The organism is Streptomyces sp. NPDC002867 (assembly GCF_053591895.1).
Window position 1 is genome coordinate 1 of record NZ_JBSFUR010000006.1, and the last position, 20,991, is coordinate 20,991.

General features: G+C 72.8%; 18 protein-coding genes. 7 read left to right on the forward strand and 11 right to left on the reverse strand.

The window, feature by feature from the left end:
- Positions 1 to 136: 136 nt before the first annotated feature.
- The 6 genes from ACWD0A_RS07525 to ACWD0A_RS07550 form a co-directional block, all read right to left on the reverse strand.
- Positions 137 to 979: a siderophore-interacting protein gene (locus tag ACWD0A_RS07525; protein ID WP_451295568.1), complete on the reverse strand. Its 843-nt coding sequence runs from the start codon at positions 977 to 979 to the stop codon at positions 137 to 139.
- 2 nt (positions 980 to 981) lie between these two features.
- Positions 982 to 2,019: an ABC transporter substrate-binding protein gene (locus ACWD0A_RS07530; protein WP_451295570.1), complete on the reverse strand. Its 1,038-nt coding sequence runs from the start codon at positions 2,017 to 2,019 to the stop codon at positions 982 to 984.
- Between the two features lie 201 nt (positions 2,020 to 2,220).
- Positions 2,221 to 3,381 carry an acyl-CoA dehydrogenase family protein gene (locus ACWD0A_RS07535; RefSeq protein WP_365990575.1) on the reverse strand — a complete coding sequence of 387 codons (1,161 nt, stop codon included), beginning with the start codon at positions 3,379 to 3,381 and terminating at the stop codon, positions 2,221 to 2,223.
- A 7-nt stretch (positions 3,382 to 3,388) separates the two neighbouring features.
- Positions 3,389 to 4,333, reverse strand: a complete 945-nt coding sequence (locus ACWD0A_RS07540; protein WP_451295572.1) for a hydroxymethylglutaryl-CoA lyase — start codon at positions 4,331 to 4,333, stop codon at positions 3,389 to 3,391.
- On the reverse strand, positions 4,330 to 6,285 hold the full coding sequence (locus ACWD0A_RS07545; protein ID WP_451295945.1) for an acetyl-CoA carboxylase biotin carboxylase subunit: 1,956 nt from the start codon (positions 6,283 to 6,285) through the stop codon (positions 4,330 to 4,332). Before ACWD0A_RS07545 ends, ACWD0A_RS07540 begins: the two co-directional genes overlap by 4 nt.
- A gap of 19 nt (positions 6,286 to 6,304) precedes the next feature.
- Positions 6,305 to 7,921, reverse strand: coding sequence for a carboxyl transferase domain-containing protein (locus ACWD0A_RS07550; RefSeq protein ID WP_451295574.1), 1,617 nt, complete (start codon positions 7,919 to 7,921; stop codon positions 6,305 to 6,307).
- Positions 7,922 to 8,009: 88 nt separating this feature from the next.
- Here ACWD0A_RS07550 and ACWD0A_RS07555 point away from each other — a divergent pair, with 88 nt between their 5' ends.
- Positions 8,010 to 8,603 carry an SACE_7040 family transcriptional regulator gene (locus ACWD0A_RS07555; RefSeq protein ID WP_177150940.1) on the forward strand — a complete coding sequence of 198 codons (594 nt, stop codon included), beginning with the start codon at positions 8,010 to 8,012 and terminating at the stop codon, positions 8,601 to 8,603.
- Positions 8,604 to 8,717: 114 nt separating this feature from the next.
- Positions 8,718 to 9,506 carry a phosphatase gene (locus ACWD0A_RS07560; protein ID WP_177150939.1) on the forward strand — a complete coding sequence of 263 codons (789 nt, stop codon included), beginning with the start codon at positions 8,718 to 8,720 and terminating at the stop codon, positions 9,504 to 9,506.
- A 19-nt stretch (positions 9,507 to 9,525) separates the two neighbouring features.
- Here ACWD0A_RS07560 and ACWD0A_RS07565 read toward each other — a convergent pair whose 3' ends face one another.
- A complete protein-coding gene (locus tag ACWD0A_RS07565; protein ID WP_451295576.1) occupies positions 9,526 to 9,816 on the reverse strand; it encodes a hypothetical protein in 291 nt (96 codons plus the stop codon).
- A 227-nt stretch (positions 9,817 to 10,043) separates the two neighbouring features.
- Between ACWD0A_RS07565 and ACWD0A_RS07570 the strand changes: the two genes are divergently transcribed.
- On the forward strand, positions 10,044 to 10,706 hold the full coding sequence (locus ACWD0A_RS07570) for a response regulator (RefSeq protein ID WP_451295578.1): 663 nt from the start codon (positions 10,044 to 10,046) through the stop codon (positions 10,704 to 10,706).
- A gap of 224 nt (positions 10,707 to 10,930) precedes the next feature.
- Positions 10,931 to 11,986 (forward strand): sensor histidine kinase, encoded by a 1,056-nt coding sequence (locus ACWD0A_RS07575; RefSeq protein WP_451295580.1) that lies wholly within the window; start codon positions 10,931 to 10,933, stop codon positions 11,984 to 11,986.
- A 179-nt stretch (positions 11,987 to 12,165) separates the two neighbouring features.
- Here the strand turns inward: ACWD0A_RS07575 and tesB are convergent, their stop codons facing one another.
- The 4 genes from tesB to ACWD0A_RS07595 form a co-directional block, all read right to left on the reverse strand.
- The gene (tesB, locus tag ACWD0A_RS07580; RefSeq protein ID WP_451295582.1) at positions 12,166 to 13,041 is read right to left on the reverse strand and encodes an acyl-CoA thioesterase II; all 876 of its coding nucleotides are present in this window, start codon (positions 13,039 to 13,041) and stop codon (positions 12,166 to 12,168) included.
- Between the two features lie 34 nt (positions 13,042 to 13,075).
- Positions 13,076 to 14,233, reverse strand: a complete 1,158-nt coding sequence (locus ACWD0A_RS07585; RefSeq protein WP_307715388.1) for an acyl-CoA dehydrogenase family protein — start codon at positions 14,231 to 14,233, stop codon at positions 13,076 to 13,078.
- Between the two features lie 190 nt (positions 14,234 to 14,423).
- Positions 14,424 to 14,882, reverse strand: coding sequence for a hypothetical protein (locus ACWD0A_RS07590; protein ID WP_451295585.1), 459 nt, complete (start codon positions 14,880 to 14,882; stop codon positions 14,424 to 14,426).
- Positions 14,883 to 14,987: 105 nt separating this feature from the next.
- Complete coding sequence (locus ACWD0A_RS07595; RefSeq protein WP_451295587.1) at positions 14,988 to 16,403, reverse strand: PucR family transcriptional regulator; 1,416 nt, start codon at positions 16,401 to 16,403, stop codon at positions 14,988 to 14,990.
- Between the two features lie 182 nt (positions 16,404 to 16,585).
- Between ACWD0A_RS07595 and ACWD0A_RS07600 the strand changes: the two genes are divergently transcribed.
- The 3 genes from ACWD0A_RS07600 to ACWD0A_RS07610 all read left to right on the forward strand — a co-directional run bounded on the left by ACWD0A_RS07600 (position 16,586) and on the right by ACWD0A_RS07610 (position 20,955).
- Positions 16,586 to 18,067 (forward strand): sodium:solute symporter, encoded by a 1,482-nt coding sequence (locus ACWD0A_RS07600; protein ID WP_451295589.1) that lies wholly within the window; start codon positions 16,586 to 16,588, stop codon positions 18,065 to 18,067.
- 63 nt (positions 18,068 to 18,130) lie between these two features.
- The gene (speB, locus tag ACWD0A_RS07605) at positions 18,131 to 19,120 is read left to right on the forward strand and encodes an agmatinase (RefSeq protein ID WP_451295591.1); all 990 of its coding nucleotides are present in this window, start codon (positions 18,131 to 18,133) and stop codon (positions 19,118 to 19,120) included.
- A gap of 152 nt (positions 19,121 to 19,272) precedes the next feature.
- Positions 19,273 to 20,955, forward strand: a complete 1,683-nt coding sequence (locus ACWD0A_RS07610) for a thiamine pyrophosphate-binding protein (protein ID WP_451295593.1) — start codon at positions 19,273 to 19,275, stop codon at positions 20,953 to 20,955.
- Positions 20,956 to 20,991: the final 36 nt, after the last annotated feature.

Consider the following 20,991-nt stretch of genomic DNA (forward strand, 5'->3'; position numbering starts at 1 on the left):
CAGCGTGACGAGGACCCGTTCGCCGATCCCGGACTGCCGGCCCACAAGCCGCGCGTCCAGGACATCGACGAGCGTGCGGCCAAGCGCTCCGAGCGGCCCGCCGGTCCGTTCGGGCAGAAGTGCCGCGTCCTCGCGCCTACGCGGAGTCGGCCTCCTCGCGCAGACCGTCCTCGCTCAGGCCCTGCTTCCAGTAGCCGACGAACGTCACGCGCGTGCGGTCCATGTGACGGTCGTTCACCAGATGGCGGCGCAGCGCCTTGACGCTGCCCGACTCTCCCGCGATCCACGCGTACGGCGTGCCCTCGGGCAACTCGGCGGCGGCCACGGCCTCCAGGGCGGGCGGAGCGTTCTCCTCCCGCACCAGCCAGCTGATGTCGGCGTCCGCTTCGGTGGCGAGCGGTATCCGGTCGCCTGCGTGCGGGACCTCCAGCCACACCTTGGCCTTCATGCCCTTGGGCAGCCATTCGAGGATCGCCGCGGCGGCGGGCAGCGCCGTCTCGTCGCCCCACACGAGCACCCAGTCGGTGTCCTCGGGCGGGCGGCAGCGCACCGCCGTGTTGTCCGCGACGGCCGGTCCGAGCACCATCACGCGGTGGCCGGGCTCGGCCGCGAGCGCCCAGCGGCACGCCGGGCCGCCGTCCTCGTGGACGGCGAAGTCGATGTCGACCTCGCCGGCGTCCGCGCGCTGCTCCCGGACGGTGTACGAACGCATCACGGCCCGTACGTCGTCGGGCAGCGCCCGCCACGCGGCGAAGACCGCGCTGCCGTCGCCCGCGTCGACGGGGACGACAGGGGCGTCCTGGCCGGGGTGGGGGAGGAAGAGCGAGAGGGACTGGTCACGGCCGCCGGCCGCGAAACCGTCGAGACCGCCGTCGGCTCCGGTGAAGGTGACCCGGACGAACGACGAGCCGAGCCGCCGGGTCCGTGCGACCTTCAGGCCGAAGAAACGGAAAGGGGCGGACTCGGCCTGCGTCGTCATCGTCAGGAGACCTTCTTGGCGTTCTCGATGGCCTTGGCCAGGTCCTCGAGGATCGGCGCGCACTTGGCGTACGAGTGGATGGGCTCGGTGACGCGCGGGATGACCTGACCGGCCTTGACGGCGGGGAGCTTCGCCCAGGTCGGCTTGGACGTGTGGAGGTCCGCGGGCTGCAGCGTGCCGGTGCGGTTGTCCATCATGATGATGTCCGCCTCGTACTTGGCGGCGTTCTCCCAGCTGAGCTCCTCGAACCAGCCGGTCGCGTCGAGCTTCGACGGCGTGATGATGTCGACGCCGAGCTCCTTGAAGTACGTGAGGTCGGTGGGGCGGTCCGGCGTCGAGACGTAGAACAGGTCGGCGCTGCCGGAGCCGATGAGCACCTTGATGCCGGGGTTGGCCTTCGCCGCCCGGCGCAGGCGCTCGGCGGCCTTCTCGAAGCGGGCCTTGGCGTCGGTGACCTTCCGCGACGTCAGGTCCGCGCCGAGGGACTCGGCCAGCTGGGCGCGGCGGGCGAGCGCGGCGGGCATGTCGACCCCGGCGGCCCACAGGGCCGCGCTCGGGGCCAGCTTGAGGATCTTGTCCTTCGACTGGTCCGGCACGTACCAGAGGGCGCCCTTGTCCCACATGTCGGTGACGAGCAGTTCGGGCGCGAGGGCCGCGTACTTCTCGACGTTGAACTCGCCCCAGACGTTGCCCAGGATCTCGACCTTGCTGATGTCCAGGTCGCCGGCCTGGACGTCGGGCTTGCCCTCCGGCGTCCTGGTCGGGCCGAAAACGCCCTTGACCTGGATTCCGTAGTCGTACAGCGCAGCCGCGGTGCCGGTGAAGGCGACGACGTTCCTGGGGACGGCCTTCGACTCGGCGGTGGTACCGCGGTCGTCCTTGAAGGACCAGGGGCCCGCGTCCTTCGCGGCGTCCTTGCCCGAGCCGCTGCTCGTGGCGTCGCCCCTGCCGCAGGCGGCGAGTGCGACGCCGAGCCCGAGGGCGCCGCCGGCGGCGAGGATGCCGCGGCGAGTGAGGTGATGTGCGCGGGCGTTGGACATGATGGTGTCCGCTTTCGTACGTGCTGATTCGGCCACTGGCAGGTTCGAAGGTAGGTTAGCCTAACCTCAGTACGCGCCCAGGGGCCCTCTCCTCGTACGGCATCGGGCGAGGGCGTGATCCTGGACATGACGGACCGGCGGCCGATACGCGAACGCGCGCGGCCCGCCGTCCGGCAGGTCGCGCGCGCTCGGCGCGGCGGGTCAGCCGCCGAGGCCCAACTCCCGTGCGATCAGCATCCGCTGGACCTCGCTCGTGCCCTCGCCGATCTCCAGGATCTTGGAGTCGCGCCACATCCGGGCGACCGGGTACTCGTTCATGAAGCCGTAGCCGCCGTGGATCTGGGTCGCCTCACGGGCGTTGTCCACCGCCACCGTCGACGAGTACAGCTTGGCGAGCGCCGCCTCCTTCTTGAACGGCTCGCCCCGCACCAGCCGGGACGCCGCGTCGCGCCAGCCGACCCGCGCCATGTGCGCGCGCATCTCCATGTCGGCGATCTTGAACTGGATGGCCTGGTTGTCGCCGATCGGCCGCCCGAAGGCGTGACGTTCCTTCGCGTACTTCACCGACTCGTCGACACAGCCCTGCGCGAGACCCGTCGCCAGCGCCGAGATGGCGATGCGGCCCTCGTCGAGGATGCGCAGGAACTGCGCGTAGCCCCGGCCCTCCTCGCCCAGCAGGTTGGAGAGCGGGACGCGGACGTCGGAGAACGACAGCTCGCGGGTGTCCGACGCGTTCCACCCCACCTTGGAGTAGGGGGCGGCCACCGTGAAGCCCGGTGTGCCGGAGGGGACGATGATGGACGAGATCTCCGGACGGCCGTCGGGCTTGCGGCCCGTCACGGCCGTCACCGTCACCAGGCCCGTGATGTCCGTGCCGGAGTTGGTGATGAAGCACTTGGAGCCGTTGACGACCCACTCGTCGCCGTCGCGCACGGCCGTCGTCCGGGTGCCGCCCGCGTCCGAACCGCACTCCGGCTCGGTCAGGCCGAACGCGCCCAGCAGTTCACCCGAGCACAGCCGCGGCAGCCACTCCCGCTTCTGCTCCTCGGTGCCGAAGCGGTAGACCGGCATGGCGCCCAGCGAGACGCCGGCCTCCAGGGTGATGGCCACGGACGAGTCGACGCGGGCCAGCTCCTCCAGGGCGATGCCGAGGGCGAGGTAGTCACCGCCCATGCCGCCGTACTCCTCGGGGAACGGCAGCCCGAACAGGCCCATGCGGCCCATCTCGCGGACGATCTCGTAGGGGAACTCGTGGCGCTCGTAGAAGTCGCCGATCTTGGGCGCTATCACGTCGTGCGCGAACTCCTCCACCGTGCGGCGGAGTTCCTCGTGCTCGGCGGAGAGCCGGTGGTCCAGGGACATCAGGGAGTCACTCCTTGTGGGAGAGGGCGCGGACGGTACGGGACGGGCTGGGACGGCCCAGCTGTTCGGCCATCCACACGCTGGTGGCGGTGAGCCGGCCGAGGTCGACCCCGGTCTCGATGCCGAGGCCGTCGAGCATCCACACGAGGTCTTCGGTGGCGAGGTTTCCGGTGGCGCTCTTCGCGTACGGGCAGCCGCCGAGGCCGCCCGCCGAGGCGTCCACCGTGGTCACTCCGCACTCGAGCGCGGAGAGGGTGTTGGCGAGGGCCTGGCCGTAGGTGTCGTGGAAGTGCACCGCGATCCTGGTGCTCGGCACGCCCTTGTCGTTCAGCGCGGTGACCAGCGCGCGCACGTGGCCGGCGGTGGCCACGCCGATGGTGTCGCCGAGGCTGAGCTCGTCGCAGCCCATGTCGATCAGGCGCCGGGACACCGCGACGACCTGGTCGACCGGGACCGGGCCCTCCCACGGGTCGCCGAAGCACATCGACAGATAGCCGCGCACCCGCAGGCCGTGCTCGACGGCCCTGGTGACGACCGGCTCGAACATGGCGAGCGCCTCGTCGACCGTACGGTTGAGATTGGCCTTGGCGAACGACTCCGTGGCGCTGGCGAACACGGCGATCTCGCGGGCGCCGAGGCCCAGGGCCCGGTCCAGGCCGCGGTCGTTCGGCACGAGGACGGGCAGCCGCACCCCGGGAAGGTCGGCGACCATCGGGAACAGCTGCTCCGCGTCCGCCAGTTGGGGCACCCACGTGGGACGGACGAAGCTCGTCGCCTCCACGGTGGTGAGACCGGCGCCGGCCAGCCGGCGGATGAACTCCGCCTTGACCTCGACCGGAACCACCGACTTCTCGTTCTGCAGGCCGTCGCGGGGGCCGACCTCGTGGATACGTACCTGCGGCGGGAGGCCGGGGGCCCGCACCGTCATCGGCAGTCCTTCGGTGCCGGTCATGCCCGCGCCTCCTCGTCGGTCTCGTCCGGGGTGACCACGGCGAGCACCTGGTCCATGGCGACGGTCGAGCCCGCGGTGACGTCGAGCTCGGTGACCGTGCCCGCGTGCGGGGCGGAGATGACGTGCTCCATCTTCATCGCCTCCACCACCAGCAGGCTCTGACCGGCCGCCACCACGTCGCCCACCGCCACCTTGACGACGGTGACGGTGCCGGGCATCGGCGCGGCCAGGGTGTCCACGCCGCTGTGCGCGGTCCCGCTGAGGGCCGCCTCGACGGGGTCGTGGTCCAGCACGTGCCAGGAGTCGCCGTCCCGGCCGAGCCAGTCGCTCGCGCGGTGGAAGGTGTGCGTGACGCCGTGCACCTCGACGGCGACCGTGTCCTCCTCGACCCGGGGGGCCGCCTGGCGCCTCACGGTGTGGGTGACGGGGTCGAGTCCCGGCACGCGCAGCGAGAAGGCGAGCGGGGCCGCCTCGCCGCCCATCCGCCAGCCGCTGGGCACCGAGAACGGGTCCGTCCAGCCTCCTGTCGCCGGGGGCGCCAGCTCGGCGGCCCGCACGGCCGCCGCCGCCTCGTACACCTCGTCCGGCACCCCGTCGGGAACGAGCGCGTCCGCCTCCCGCTCGACCAGGCCGGTGTCCATCTCGCCGGAGACGACCGCCGGATGGGCGAGCAGCCGGCGCAGGAACCCGGCGTTGGTCGGGACGCCCAGCGTCACCGTCTCCGCGAGGGCCGCGCGCAGCTTGCGCAGCGCGGTGGCCCGGTCGGGGCCGTACGCGATGACCTTGGAGAGCATCGGGTCGTAGAGGCTGCCCACCTCCAGGCCCTCGGTCAGGCCGGAATCGGTGCGCACTCCGTCGCCCTGGGGCTCGTGGAGGCGCAGCACCGTGCCGCCGGAGGGCAGGAAGCCGCGCGAGGGGTCTTCGGCGCAGACACGCGCCTCGACGGCGTGGCCCGTGAGGGTGATGTCGTCCTGGGCGAACGGCAGGCGCTCTCCGGCCGCCACCCGCAGCTGCCACTCCACCAGGTCGAGACCGGTGATGAGCTCGGTGACCGGGTGCTCGACCTGGAGACGGGTGTTCATCTCCATGAAGTAGTACTGCGAAGGGTCGGTGCCCGGGACGATGAACTCCACCGTGCCCGCGCCCCGGTAGCCGCAGGAACGGGCCGCCTGCACGGCCGCCTCGCCCATCGCGGCACGCGTCGCCTCGTCCAGCAGGACGGACGGCGCCTCCTCGATGATCTTCTGGTGGCGGCGCTGGAGCGAGCACTCGCGCTCGCCGAGATGGACCACGTTGCCGTGGCCGTCGGCCAGCACCTGGATCTCGATGTGGCGGGGGCGGTCGATCCAGCGCTCGACGAGCAGTGTGTCGTCGCCGAACGAGGCGCGCGCCTCGCGCCGGGCCGCCGCGATCTCGTCGAGCAGCGCCGACTCGACGCGGGTGAGGCGCATGCCCTTGCCGCCGCCGCCCGCCGAGGGCTTGAGCAGCACCGGCATGCCGATCTCACGGGCGGCCGCGGCCAGTTCGTCGTCGGTGAGCCCGCTGCCCGAGGACCCGGGGACGACCGGGACCCCGGCCGCCCGCACGGTCTCCTTGGCGCGGATCTTGTCGCCCATCAGCGAGATCGCGGACGGGGGCGGGCCGATGAAGACCAGGCCGGCCTCGGCGCACGCCTGGGCGAAGCCCGCGTTCTCCGCGAGGAAGCCGTAGCCGGGGTGGACGGCCTGGGCGCCGGTGCGCACGGCCGCGTCCAGCAGGCGGTCGATCGAGAGGTAGCTCTCGGCGGCCGGCGCGGGCCCGATGCGCACGGCGGTGTCCGCCTCGCGCACGTGGCGGGCGCCGGCGTCCGCGTCGCTGAAGACGGCCACGGAGCGCACGCCGAGGGACCGCAGGGTGCGGATCACGCGTACCGCGATCTCGCCGCGGTTGGCGACCAGAACGGTGTCGAACATCGTCATCGTGGAAGGTCCCTCACATCCGGAAGACGCCGAAGCCGGGCTCACCCAGCGGGGCGTTGGCACACGCGGTCAGGGCAAGACCCAGCACCTGCCGGGTGTCCATCGGGTCGATCACGCCGTCGTCCCACAGGCGGGCCGTCGCGTAGTAGGCGTTGCCCTGCTGTTCGTACTGGGCGCGGATCGGGGCCTTGAAGGACTCCTCCTCCTCGGCGGACCACTCCTCGCCGCGGCCCTCCAGCTGGTCGCGCTTGACCGTGGCCAGCACGGACGCGGCCTGCTCGCCGCCCATCACCGAGATCTTGGCGTTGGGCCACATCCACAGGAAGCGGGGGCCGTACGCCCGGCCGCACATCGAGTAGTTGCCCGCGCCGTACGAACCGCCGACGACCACCGTCAGCTTGGGCACACGCGTGCACGCCACGGCCGTGACCATCTTGGCGCCGTGCTTGGCGATGCCGCCGGCCTCGTAGTCCTTGCCGACCATGAAGCCGGAGATGTTCTGCAGGAAGAGCAGGGGGATGCCGCGCTGGTCGCACAGCTCGATGAAGTGGGCGCCCTTCTGGGCGGACTCGGCGAACAGGATGCCGTTGTTGGCGACGATGCCGACCGGGTGGCCGTGGATCCGGGCGAAGCCGGTGACCAGCGTCTGCCCGAACTCCGACTTGAACTCGGCGAACCGGGAGCCGTCGGTGATCCGGGCGATCACCTCGCGGACGTCGTAGGGCGTGCGCGAGTCGACCGGGACGGCGCCGTACAGCCCGGCCGGGTCGGCCTTGGGCTCCTCGGCGGCCTCGACGGACCACGGCAGCGGCCCGCGCTCCGGCAGGGTCGCCACGATGTTCCGCACGATCCGCAGCGCGTGCGCGTCGTCCTCGGCGAGGTGGTCGGTGACGCCGGAGATCCGCGAATGGACCTCGCCGCCGCCGAGTTCCTCGGCGGTGACGACCTCGCCGGTGGCGGCCTTCACCAGCGGCGGGCCGCCGAGGAAGATCGTGCCCTGATTGCGCACGATCACGGCCTCGTCGCTCATGGCCGGCACATACGCCCCGCCGGCGGTGCAGGAGCCGAGCACCGCGGCGATCTGGGGGATGCCCGCGCCGGACATGCGGGCCTGGTTGTAGAAGATCCGGCCGAAGTGCTCGCGGTCGGGGAAGACCTCGTCCTGCATCGGCAGGAACGCGCCGCCGGAGTCGACCAGGTACACGCAGGGCAGCCGGTTCTCCAGGGCCACCTCCTGGGCGCGCAGGTGCTTCTTGACCGTCATCGGGTAGTAGGTGCCGCCCTTGACGGTGGCGTCATTGGCCACGACGACGACCTCGCGGCCGCTGACCCGGCCGATCCCGGCGATCACCCCGGCCGCCGGCGCCTGCCCGTCGTACATTCCCTCGGCGGCGAGGGGCGCGAGCTCCAGGAACGGTGAGCCGGGGTCGAGAAGGGTGTCCACGCGGTCGCGCGGAAGCAGCTTCCCGCGCGCGGTGTGGCGGGCGCGCGCCTTCTCGCCGCCGCCGAGGCGGGCCGCCGCCAGGCGTGAGCGCAGACCGTCGGCGAGCTCCTGGTGTGCCGCCTCGTTGGCCTGCCAGGCCTCGGACGCCGGGTCCGCGGCGCACGCCAGCACTGGTGCCTGCTGCATTGCTCGAGCTCCCTTGCTCGGTTAATGAGCGTTAACGTGTTTCTCCTAGGTTAACGACCGCTAACAGCCCTGTCTAGAATGAATTCCCATGAGCACCAGGACCTCGGCCCCGACGCGCCGCGAGCAGATCCTCAAGGAGGCCGCGCGCCTCTTCGCCGAGCGCGGCTTCCACGGCGTGGGCGTCGACGAGATAGGGGCCGCGGTGGGCATCAGCGGACCCGGTCTCTACCGCCACTTCCCCGGCAAGGACGCGATGCTCGCGGAGCTGCTCGTGGGCATCAGCGAACGGCTCCTGAGCGGTGGCCGGCTGCGGGTCGAGGAGGCGTCGGCGGGCCCGGACGCGGTCCTGGAGTCCCTGATCGACGGCCACATCGACTTCGCGCTCGACGACCGCCCGCTGATCACTCTGCACGACCGGGAGCTGGACCGCCTGCGGGACAGCGACCGCAAGCTGGTCCGCCAGCTGCAGCGCCAGTACGTGGAGCTGTGGGTGACGGTGGTGCGCGAGCTGCACCCGGCCGTGGCGGAGTCGGAGGCGCGGGCCGCCGTGCACGCGGTGTTCGGCCTGCTCAACTCGACCCCTCACCTCGGTGCGAACGGGGGAGGCCCGCTCGGCCGCGCGGCCACCGAGTCGCTCCTGCGGCGGCTGGCGCACGGGGCGTTCGCGTCCCTGGGCGGCTGAGGGACCCTTCTTCGGCCGGCCGAAGGCCCGCAGGCTCCCGTCGCCCGGACGGGCGCCACGTCCGCAGGACAAGACGGTGCGTACGCTCCGCGCACCCCACGGCACAATGGGCTCATGCCGATACCCAGCCGCGCCGCTCTGGTCGACCACCTCGTCCGCTCACGTATCGCCGGAGACGTCGCCACCCCCCGCGACAACAACCTCTCCCACTACCGCAGGCTCGCCAACGGCGACCGGCACTACTGGCTGGGGCTGGAGCTCGGCGACCGCTGGAGCGACGAGCAGGACGTGCTGGCCGTCATGGCCGAGCGGTGCGGCGTCAACGACGACCCCGAGCACCGGCAGGGCCAGGACACCATCGACCCCGAGCTGACCGTCGACGCCCTGGAGCGCATGGCCGCGCGCCTGCGCAAGGCCGCCGACGCGCAGGAGCGCGTGCTGTTCGCGACCGGGCACCCCGGCGGCCTGCTGGACGTGCACCGGCAGACCGCGGAGGCGCTGCGGGCCGCCGGATGCGAGATCGTACGGATCCCGGGCGGGCTGATGGCCGACGAGGGCATGGTCTTCCAGTTCGCCGACGTCGCCGTGCTGGAGCGGGGCGCGACCCTGTGGCACACCCACTCGCCCGCGCCGATGGCCGCGATCCTCGACGGTCTCGCGCGCGAGGGCCGCCCGCTGCCCGACCTGGTGGTGGCCGACCACGGCTGGGCGGGCTGCGCGGGCCAGCGCGGCATCGACGCCGTCGGCTACGCGGACTGCAACGACCCGGCCCTGTTCATCGGCGAGGCCGAGGGCACGCTCCAGGTGACGGTCCCGCTGGACGACCACGTGACCGACCCGCGCTTCTACGACCCGATGACGGCGTACCTGCTGGACGCGGCCGGGCTCGGCCCGGCCGCGTGACGCCGGGGCCGCCCGGCCCTCAGTCGCGCCAGGTGCCGCGCACGACTCCGTACGCGCCGCCCAGCAGCATGACCATCAGCGCGCCCCGCACCGCGAGCCCGAGAGCCTGACGGACTCCGCCGGTGAGACCGGCGGACCAGTCACGCAGGACCATCAGGAGCACGACCGCGCCCAGGATGAGCGTGCCCCCGCCGACGGTCCACAGCACCCGTGCGGCGGGAGACGCCGTCGCCCATCCGGTGGTCCCGGCCGCGTCGTACGACGGTTCGTCGTACGACGGTTCCTCCTCGGCCGGCGGCTGAGCGCTCACGGTGTCCGTTCCCCTTGACGGTCCCGGCGCGCTGCCCGGGCAGGCATGGTCCCGGGGGGTGGTCGGCCCCCGGGGATCCGCACCGAGCGCTTGTGGCGCCGCGGGGCAGTGACCGCGAGCCGCCCCGTGCGTGTGGGGCGCACGGGGATGCCCTGCGGGTACTGCCTAGGATCTGCATCCAGGCTCCCAGCAGCCGCTGCCGCATCGCTCAGACCACAGGACGACCTTTGCCCTACGACTTGAGGCCGGTGCGTGTCCTGGTCGTCGACGACGAGGAACTCGTACGCACCGCGCTCCAGCAGGTTCTCGGCTCGGCCGACGGCGTGACCGTCGCCGGGACCTGCGACGGCCCGGACGCCGTCGACGCCGTGCGCGACCTCGTGCCCGACCTGGTCCTGCTGGACATCGACATGCCGCGCGCGCACGGCTTCGACGTGCTGCGCGCCCTGAAGGGCCTGCCGCGGCCGCCCGCCGTCGCGATGCTCACCGCCCTCGACACCGCGGCCGACGTGGAACGCGCGCTGCGCGAGGGCGCCTCGGGCTTCCTGCTCAAGACCACCGAGCCGCGGCTGTTCACCGAGGCGGTGCGGCTCCTCGCGGCGGGCGGGGTGGTCTGCACACCGTCCGGCAGCGCCGAGGCGCTCTCCCGGTACGCGGCCGCGGCCCCGGCGCCCGCTCCCTGCGCGCCCGAAGCCCTCGACCACCTCACGGCCCGCGAACGCGACGTCCTGGCACTGATCGCGGCCGGCCTGTCCAACGCCGACATCGCGGCCCATCTCGGCATGGGCGTGACGACGGTCAAGACCCACATCGGCGCCCTCAAGCGGAAGCTGTCGGTCGGCAGCCGTGTCGCGCTGGCGACCGTGGTTCACCGGTCGGACACGCCATGAGCGCGGGCGCGCGGGGACGGGGGCGCGAGGGGGCGACGCGTCCAGGGACCGACGGGCCGGGATCCGACCGGCTCCGGTCCGGCCGTGCGGGGGCCGGCGGCCGGGGATCCGACCGGGCCGGGGCCGGCCGCCGCGGGCCCGCGCGCCCGCGGCTCCGCCTCCCGCGCCCCGGCCGTCCCCGGCGCGGGCCCGAACCGGGGACCGTCGCCGTCGAGGCCCTGGTCGTGGCCGCCGCCCTCGCCGAAGCGCTGGCCACCGGGCACTGGCTCCCCGGCTGGGCGGTCTGGGCCGCGCCGGCCGTCGCGTGTGTGCTTCCGCTGCGCCGGCGCTTCCCCCGCGCCTTGATGCTCCTCGCCCTGCCGACCCTGGCCACCGGCGTGCTGTGGATCCCGGCGATGGCCGCGCTGCACGCCGTCGCCGCGTCCGAGCGGCGCCGCGTCGAGGTGGTCGCCTCGGCGGCGGCCGTGGCCGTCGTGTCGTTCGTGCCGTGGCAGAACATGGACGACTATCCGTGGTCCCTCCCCGACGTCACCCTCGGGGTCCTGCTCTCGGGGCTGCTGGCCGTCGCTCCCGCCGCCCTGGGCCTCCTCGGCCGGGCCCGCCGGGAACTGGCCGCCCGCCTCGCCGAGTTGGCCCTGTCGCGGGAGCGTGAACGCCTGTACGCCGCCGAACAGGCCGCGCTGCGGGAGCGGGAACGCCTGGCCCGCGACGTGCACGACACCGCGGCCCACCATCTGAGCCTGATCAGCCTGCGGTCGTCGGTGCTCGCCGCGTCCGTGGAGTCCCCCGCCTGCCGGGAGGAGGCGGAGACGCTCGGCGAGCTGGCCCGGCGGGCCGCGGCCGACCTGCGCCGGACGATCCGCCGCCCCGGCCAGGGTCTCGCGCAGCTCCCGGAGCTCGTCGAGGCGGCGGGCGACGGTGTACGGGCCGAGCTGGACCGGCTGGAGGCGGCCGAGTGCCCGCCGGAGGTCCAGCACGCCGCGTACCGGATCGTGCAGGAGGGGCTGGCGAACGTCCGCCGTCACGCGCCGGGGGCCGAGGCCAAGGTCTCGGTCCGCCGTACGGACGACGGCTTGCGCATCATCGTCCGCAACACCCCGCCCGCCGGGCCGCCGCGCCCGGCTCCCGACCGTGGCGGCCAGGGTCTGCCGGGTCTGCGCACCCGCGTGGCGGCGCTGGGCGGCACGCTGTCCGCGTGCCCGACACCGGACGGCGGCTACGCGCTCGCCGCGCTCCTGCCCCTGCCCGGCCCGTCCGGTCCGCCGGCTCGGGACGCCTGAGAGCGCATCCGCGTCTCCGAGGGGAACTCGGCACCATGCCGACGTTGCCGCTGCTCGCCCGCCTCGCGCGGGCTCTCGACGCCGCGCTCGGCCTGGAGCTGGACGGCGACACCTCGCGCGTGGCGTTCCACGCACACACGCCCGCTGCCTGAGCAGCGGGCGTACGAGTGGGGCCGTTCTCAGCCGCGGGGGACGCGGACCACGCCCTCCTGGATGACCGTGATCGCCAGGCGACCGTCCTGCGTCCAGATGCGGGCCTGGCCCAGACCGCGTCCGCCCGAGGCGGACGGCGACTCCTGGTCGTACAGCAGCCATTCGTCCGCGCGGAACGGCCGGTGGAACCACATCGCGTGGTCCAGTGAGGCACCGACCACGTCGCCGACCGCCCACCCGCCGCGCCCGTGCGCGAGCAGGACCGAGTCCAGCAGCGTCATGTCGGAGACATACGTGGCCAGGCAGACGTGCAGCAGAGGGTCGTCGGCGAGCTTGCCGTTCGCGCGGAACCACACCTGGGAGCGTGGCTCGCGCGGCCGGCCCGCAGTGGCGTACGGCGGCTCGTCCACGTACCGCAGGTCGACCGCCGCCCGCGCCTCGAGCAGCCGGTCGACCACGCCCGGGTCGACGAACCGGTCCGCGTACCGCGGCAGAATCTCGGCCGCCGTGGGCAGTGTCTCCGGGTCCGGGGAGTCCGGCATCTCCTCCTGGTGCTCCAGGCCCTCCTCGTACGTCTGGAACGACGCGGAGAGGTGGAAGATCGGCTGCCCGTGCTGGACCGCGACCACGCGGCGGGTCGTGAAGGACCGGCCGTCGCGGATGCGGTCGACCGTGTAGACGATCGGCGCGCCCGGGTCGCCCATGCGCAGGAAGTACGAGTGCAGGGAGTGCGCCGTGCGGTCCGCCGGGACCGTACGGCCCGCGGCGACCAGCGCCTGGGCCGCGACCTGCCCGCCGAAGACCCTGGGGACGACGGCGGACCGGGAACGCCCGCGGAAGATGTTCTGCTCGATCTGCTCCAGGTCGAGCAGATCGAGCAGACCTTCGAGTGCTGAGCTCATGTCAGGAACGTACAGCTCCGGTTCTCCCGGCCTCTTACAGACCCATGTCCTTCGCGATGATCGACTTCATGATCTCGCTGGTACCGCCGTAGATGCGGTTGACGCGGTTGTCCGCGTACAGGCGGGCGATCGGGTACTCGTTCATGAAGCCGTAGCCGCCGTGCAGCTGCAGGCAGCGGTCGATCACCCGGTGCGCGACCTCGGTGCAGAAGAGCTTCGCGGACGCGGCCTCGGCCGGGGTCAGCTCGCCCGCGTCGAGGGCCTCCAGCGCGCGGTCGGCAACGGCCTCGGCGGCGTCCACCTCGGCCTGGCAGGCGGCCAGCTCGAACTTGGTGTTCTGGAAGGCGGCGACCGGCTTGCCGAAGACCGTGCGCTCCTGGACGTACTCCTTGGCGAACCGCACGGCGGCCTTGGCCTGCGCGTAGGCGCCGAAGGCGATGCCCCAGCGCTCGGAGGCCAGGTTGTGGCCGAGGTAGTAGAAGCCCTTGTTCTCCTCGCCGAGCAGGTCCTCGACCGGGACCTTGACGTCGACGAAGGCCAGCTCGGCGGTGTCGGACGTCTTCAGGCCGAGCTTGTCGAGCTTGCGGCCGACGGAGTAGCCCTCGGACTTGGTGTCCACGGCGAACAGGGAGATGCCGTGGCGGCGGTCCTCGGCGCTGGGCGCGTCCGTGCGGGCGCAGACGATCACGCGGTCGGCGTGCACGCCGCCGGTGATGAAGGTCTTGGCGCCGTTGAGGACGTAGTGGGTGCCGTCCTCGGAGAGCTTGGCGGTGGTCTTCATGCCCGCGAGGTCGGAGCCGGTGCCCGGCTCGGTCATCGCCAGTGCCCACATCTCCTCACCGGAGACGAACTTCGGCAGGAACCGCTTCTTCTGCTCGTCGGTGGCGAGCATCTTGATGTACGGCAGGCCGAGCAGCACATGCACGCCGGAGCCGCCGAACTGGACGCCGGCACGGGAGGTCTCCTCGTACATCACGGCCTCGAACTTGTACGAGTCGATGCCGGCGCCGCCGTACTCCTCGTCGACGCGGATGCCGAAGACGCCGAGCTCGGCGAGCTTGTAGTAGAAGTCGCGGGGCGCCTGGCCCGCCGCGAACCACTCGTCGTAGACGGGGACGACCTCGGCCTCGATGAAGGCGCGGATGGTGTCCCGGAACGCCTCGTGGTCCTCGTTGAATACGGTCCGGCGCACGGACGCCTCCTCGTGACTGGGTACGACAATGTCTAAGCGCTTGCTCAGGCACAAGTTACCGGGCGGTTGTTGAAGCTGTCCAGAGTGATGCTGCGCACGCAGAGGGGCCGCCGCCGCGCCCTCGCCCCGAAGGGGCGCTTTGTCCCCGGTGGCTACGCTCGAACCGGAACGCCGTCGCGGCCCCGGCCGCTCAGGCCGACGGCTCGTCGACGTCGTAGGCCGCCAGGGCTGCCTGGCGGTACTCCAGCAGTTCGGCCAGGTCCTCGTGGGTCAGGTGTTCCTGCGTCAGCTTCACCGTGGCCCGGCCCTCCGTCGCCGCCCACGCGTGGCGGGCCCGCTTGTTGGCTCTGCGGCGGTTGTCGCTGCGGAGGAAGCCCGCGCCCGCCGCGAACCCGGCCGCGGCCAGGGCCGCCAGCGCCGCGGGGACACGGGCGTTCGCCGTGGCCAGCCCCGTGGCGCCGGCCGTCGCGGCGAGGAGGGCCGCGGGGAAGCCGAGGGCGATGTCGACCTTGGTCCAGAACTCCGCCCTGCGGTGGGCGAGCCTGCGCTGCCGCTCCGCTTCCTCGCGCAGCCGCGTGATCTCGGCGCGCAGACGGCGGGCGGGCTCGTCCGGTGTGGACCGGGTGGTGCCGTCAGGGGCGATGGTCATGCAGAAATTCCAACACACTTGCCCCTCAAGGGACTTGGCTTTGTCCCGACAGTCCTGGAAGGGGTTCGTGGTGGGCTTCCCACGGATCCGTGGACGTCCGGCTTCTCACTCGTGCCGCAGTGCGAACCACAGCTCCATCCGGACGTCCGGATCGTCCAGGTCCTCGTCCAGCAGCGTGCCGACGCGCGCGATGCGCTGACGGACCGTGTTGCGGTGGATCTCCATCGCCGCCGCCGTCCGGTCCCAGTTGCCGTGCAGCGAGAGCCAGGTCCGCAGCGTCTCGACGAGCGCGGGGGAGGCCGCGAGCGGGGCCAGGCGCGCGCGGGCGGCGTCGGCGGAGAACGGGCCCGCGTCGCGGTGGCGCACCAGGGGTTTGCGGGTCGTCAGCGCACGGCGCACGGCACGGGCCGCCTGCGTGTCGGCGGCGGCCAGGTCCCGCGCCTCGACGGGGGCGCTCACCCCGAGCGTCCAGTCCGGCTGGGCCACGACGGCCGTGCTCGCCGGCAGCAGCAGCCGCACGGCCGTGGGCTCCGGTGTCTCGAACAGGGGGGTGCCCAGCGCCGCCGCCAGCGCCGCCGCCGCGAACGGGGTCGCGTCGCCGCCCCGGGCGTGGACCACCGTCCAGGGGCCCGGATCCAGGATGCGCGCCGTGTCGGCCGGGGACTCGCCGACGAGCAGACGGACCAGGGCCGCGTCGCGTACCGCCGAGTCCGCGGCCTGTCGCGGGGCCGTGAGCAGGGAGAGCAGAACGACCGCCACTCCCGCGATCGTGTGGTTCCCGGGCTCGTGGTGCTCGGACGCCACCCCGAGGGTGAGGCCGTCGCCGCCGCCGAGTGCGTACGCGGCGAGCCGCAGCCCGCCGCTGTTCCCGCTCGCCGTCGCCGGTCCGCCCGGGCGCGGGCCCACCACGCCCGCCAGATCCGCGAGGGCCCGGCTCGCCGCGTCGGGGATCGACCGGCCCGCCGCCGCCGACTCCGTACCGTCCGGTGCGAAGAGCACGGCACGTCCGCCGAGCCGCGAGGCCAATGCGCCGAGCACCGCCGGGACCGGGGCGGGCCGGGCCGCCGCCGTCGCCAGTGACTGCTGGGCCTCGGTCACCCGGCGCAGTTCCTGGAGGCGGGCCTGCGCCATCAGCCGCCACAGCGCCCTGGCCACCGCCGTGAACGGCGTCTGCGGCGGCACCTCGATCAGCGGCAGGCCGTGCCGTGTGCACGCCTCGACAAGCTCCGCCGGGACGGTGTCGTACACCGGTGTCACGCCGAAACCGAGTGCCGCCGCGCCCGCCTCCACGACCCGTTCCACGTAGCGAGCCGGGTCGCTGAGCTGCACGCCCGCCGTCATCAGCAGCTCACCGCCCAGGAGGTACGGATAGGGGTCCGCCATCTCGGAGGTGTGCACCCAGTGGAGGGCGGCGTCCTCGGGACCCGCGAGCAGGCGCAGCCCGAGGTCCCGGCGGGCGAGCAGTGCGGCGAGCGGGACCGGTGGCGCCGGTGGGGTGGATGCGGGCTCCTGTGCGGACATGACCGTGGACCCTTCGTACATCCATCGTAGGAACAGTGGAGGAAACGTACACTTCAGCGTCGCTTTCCGGCCACCTACTGTCGTGCCATCCAGCGGCAGCGGGTACGGGCGGATGTCCCCGCGAACGGCCCTGGCACCTTTCCCCGCACGACACGCCACCGAGGTGAGCAGAGGAGGGCCCCATGGCCGTCGACTACACAGTGATCGTCCTGTATTTGGCCAGCATGCTGGCGATGGGCTGGTGGGGCATGCGACGCGCCAAGTCCAAGAGCGAGTTCCTGGTCGCGGGCCGCCGCCTCGGCCCCTGGATGTACTCCGGGACCATGGCCGCCATCGTCCTCGGCGGCGCGTCCACCATCGGCGGCGTCGGACTCGGCTACAAGTACGGACTCTCGGGCGCCTGGATGGTCTTCACCATCGGCCTCGGCCTGCTCGCGCTGTCCGTCTTCTTCTCCGCGCGGATCGCCCGGCTCAAGGTCTACACCGTCTCCGAGATGCTCGACCTGCGCTACGGCGGCAAGGCCGGTGTCATCTCGGGCGTCGTCATGTGGGCGTACACGCTGATGCTGGCGGTCACCTCGACCATCGCCTACGCCACGATCTTCGACGTCCTCTTCGACCTGCCCCGCTCCGCCGCGATCGTCCTCGGCGGCACGATCGTCGTCGCCTACTCGACCCTCGGCGGCATGTGGTCCATCACCATCACCGACATGGTGCAGTTCGTGGTGAAGACCATCGGCGTACTGCTGCTGCTCCTGCCCATCGCCGTCGTCAAGGCGGGCGGCTTCGCCGAGATGAAGGCCGCGCTGCCGACCGCGTACTTCGAGCCGCTCGGCATCGGCGGCGAGACGATCTTCACCTACGTCCTGATCTACACCTTCGGCATGCTCATCGGTCAGGACATCTGGCAGCGGGTCTTCACCGCCCGCACCGACAAGGTCGCCAAGTGGGGCGGCACCGTCGCCGGTACGTACTGTCTCGCGTACGCCCTGGCCGGCGCCGTCATCGGCACCGCCGCCAAGGTGCTCTACCCGAAGCTGCCCAGCGCCGACGACGCCTTCGCCACCATCGTCAAGGACGAGCTGCCGATGGGTGTGCGGGGCCTGGTGCTGGCCGCCGCGCTCGCCGCCGTCATGTCCACCTCCTCCGGCGCGCTCATCGCCTGTGCCACCGTCGCCAACAACGACATCTGGTCCCGGCTGCGCGGTCTCACCGCGAAGAAGGCGGAGGGCGAGCACGACGAGGTCAAGGGCAACCGCGCCTTCATCCTGATCATGGGTGTGGCCGTCGTCCTGATCGCCATCGCCCTCAACGACGTCGTCCAGGCCCTCACCGTCGCGTACAACCTGCTCGTCGGCGGCCTGCTGGTGCCCATCCTCGGCGGCCTGCTGTGGAAGCGCGGCACCGTGCAGGGCGCGCTCGCCGCGGTGACCGTCGGAGGTCTCTCGGTCGTCGGCCTGATGGCGACCTACGGCATCCTCGCCAACCAGCCCGTCTACTACGGTCTGCTGGCCTCGCTCGCCGCATACATGGTCGTCAGCCTGGTCACCCGGCCCACCGACCCGGCCGTGCTCGCCAACTGGCGTGAGCGGCTGGCCGGCCGCGGTGGCGACGACGCCGAGCCGGAGGCCCCGGCCGCCGAGCCCGCCCCGCTCCACAGCTAAAATCGGACAAACGTCCTCAAGCGGATGAATGCGCAACGAAGCGCGAGAAGGAAGGCATCACACATGAGCAGCAACGAGCAGCCGCGCGGTCCGATCGACTCGTCCCGCATCCCGCGGTACGCCGGACCCGCCACGTTCGCCCGGCTGCCGCGGCTCGACGAGGTCGGCTCCGCCGACGTCGCCGTGGTCGGCGTGCCCTTCGACTCCGGGGTCTCCTACCGCCCCGGTGCGCGCTTCGGCGGCAACGCCATCCGTGAGGCGTCGAGGCTCCTGCGCCCCTACAACCCGGCGCAGGACGCCTCGCCCTTCGCGCTCGCCCAGGTCGCCGACGCGGGTGACATCGCGGCCAACCCGTTCAACATCAACGAGGCCGTCGAGACGGTCGAGGCCGCGGCCGACGACCTGCTCGCCACCGGCGCCCGGATGATGACGCTCGGCGGCGACCACACCATCGCGCTGCCGCTGCTGCGCGCGGTCGCCAAGAAGCACGGCCCGGTCGCCCTGCTGCACTTCGACGCGCACCTGGACACCTGGGACACCTACTTCGGCGCCGAGTACACCCACGGCACGCCGTTCCGCCGGGCCGTCGAGGAGGGCATCCTCGACACCGAGGCGCTGTCCCACGTCGGCACCCGCGGCCCGCTGTACGGCAAGCAGGACCTGACCGACGACGAGAAGATGGGCTTCGGCATCGTCACCTCGTCCGACATCTACCGCCGTGGCGCCGACGAGGTCGCCGACCAGCTGCGCCAGCGCATCGGCGACCGGCCCCTCTACATCTCCATCGACATCGACTGCCTCGACCCGGCGCACGCGCCCGGCACCGGAACCCCCGAGGCGGGTGGCATGACCTCCCGCGAGCTCCTGGAGATCCTGCGCGGCCTGTCCTCCTGCAACCTGGTCTCGGCCGACGTGGTGGAGGTGGCCCCGGCGTACGACCACGCCGAGATCACCGCGGTCGCCGCCTCGCACACGGCGTACGAGCTGACCACGATCATGTCGCGCCAGATCGCCGCGAACCGTGCCTCCGGGGCGGAGCAGACCGGGAAGTGACCGCGCGGCCGGTCCCGTCACCGGGACCGGCACCGGCCTGCCGGCCGGGGCGCGCGCGTAACGTCGAGCCGGGAGGCCGGAAGGCCCCCGACGCCGGGCCCATGCGCCCGGAGGCAGACGTACGCAACGATCGAGACGCTAAGGACGCCACGGTGACCCACGACCACGACCTCGTCCTGCGGCCCACCGCCGCGCAGACCGAGGCCGCGCTGAACCCGCCCGCCGGGCGCAACGGCGGCGACCTCGTCGTCGAGACCCTGCGGGGCCTCGGGGCGACGACCGTCTTCGGGCTGCCCGGGCAGCACGCGCTCGGCATGTTCGACGCGCTGCGCCGCTCGACCCTCACCTACGTCGGGCTGCGCGTCGAGAACAACGCGGGCTTCGCCGCCGACGCCTACGGCCGCGTCACCGGCGAGGCCGCGCCGCTGCTGCTGTCCACCGGCCCCGGCGCGCTGATGTCCCTGGCCGCGCTCCAGGAGGCCGCCGCGGCGTCGGCGCCCGTGCTGGCGATCGGCAGCCAGATCCCGGTGGCCGGGCTCGGCGGCGGACGCCACGGCTACCTGCACGAACTGCGCGACCAGCAGGCGTCGTTCCGCGACATCGTGAAGTCCGTGCACACCGTGCGCACCGCCTCGCAGATCCCGTCGGCGATCGCGGCGGCGTGGGAGTCGGCGCTGACCGCACCGCACGGACCCGTGTGGGTCGAGATTCCCCAGGACGTCCTGCTCGCCGAGACCGCTGTGCCGGTCGTCACGGCGGTGGACGCCACACCCGAGGACGTCGTGCCGCGCCCCGAACTGACCGCCGTGGCCGCCCACCTGCTGTCCACCGCCGAGCGCCCCGTGATCATCGCCGGCGGCGGCGTGGTGCGCTCCGACGCCTCGGGCAAGCTGCGCGCGCTCGCGGAGAAGATCGACGCGCCGGTCGTCACCACCTTCGGCGGCAAGGGCGCCTTCCCCTGGGAGCACCCGCTGTCCCTCCAGTCCTGGCTGGAGGACCGCCACACGACCGACTTCCTGGAGTCGGCCGACGTGCTGCTCGTCGTCGGCTCGGGCCTCGGTGAACTGTCCTCGAACTACCACACGTTCGCCCCGCGCGGCCGCGTGATCCAGATCGAGGCCGATCTCGGCAAGCTGGAGTCCAACCACGCCGGGCTCGGCATTCACGCGGACGCGCGCCTCGCGCTGTCGGCCCTGCTGGAGACGGTGGAGGACCGCCGCGACCCGTCGGCGGCCGACGCCGTGCGCGAGGTCCTCGCCGCGGTCCGCGCGCGGATCGACTCCCAGGAACTGACCCTGGAGCAGCAGGTCCTGGCCTCCGTGCGCGAGGCCCTGCCGGACGACTCGCCCAGCTTCTGGGACATGACGATCCTCGCGTACTGGGCGTGGTCCGCCTTCGACGCCCGCCGGCCCAACACGATGCACTCCGCCCAGGGCGCCGGCGGCCTCGGCTACGGCTTCCCGGCGGCGCTCGGCGCGGCCGCCGCCGACCCCACCCGCCCGGTACTCGCCGTCTCGGGCGACGGCGGCGCGATGTACTCGATCGCCGAGCTGGCCACGGCCCGCCAGTACGACCTGCCGGTCACCTGGCTGATCGTGGACGACGGCGGCTACGGCATCCTGCGCGAGTACATGAACGACGCGTTCGGGCAGGCCACGGCGACGGAACTGGCGCGCCCGGACTTCGTCGCGCTGGCGGAGGCCTTCGGCGTCCCGGCGACCCGGACGAGCCCCGAGACGCTGTCCGAGGACCTGGCCAAGGCCCTGGCGCAGCCCGGGCCCTCGGTGGTCGTGCTCCCCGCCCTGCTGCGGATGTTCGCCCCGACGCACCTGTGACGCACGCGGCGTGACCCGCGGCTCCCGGCCCCGCCG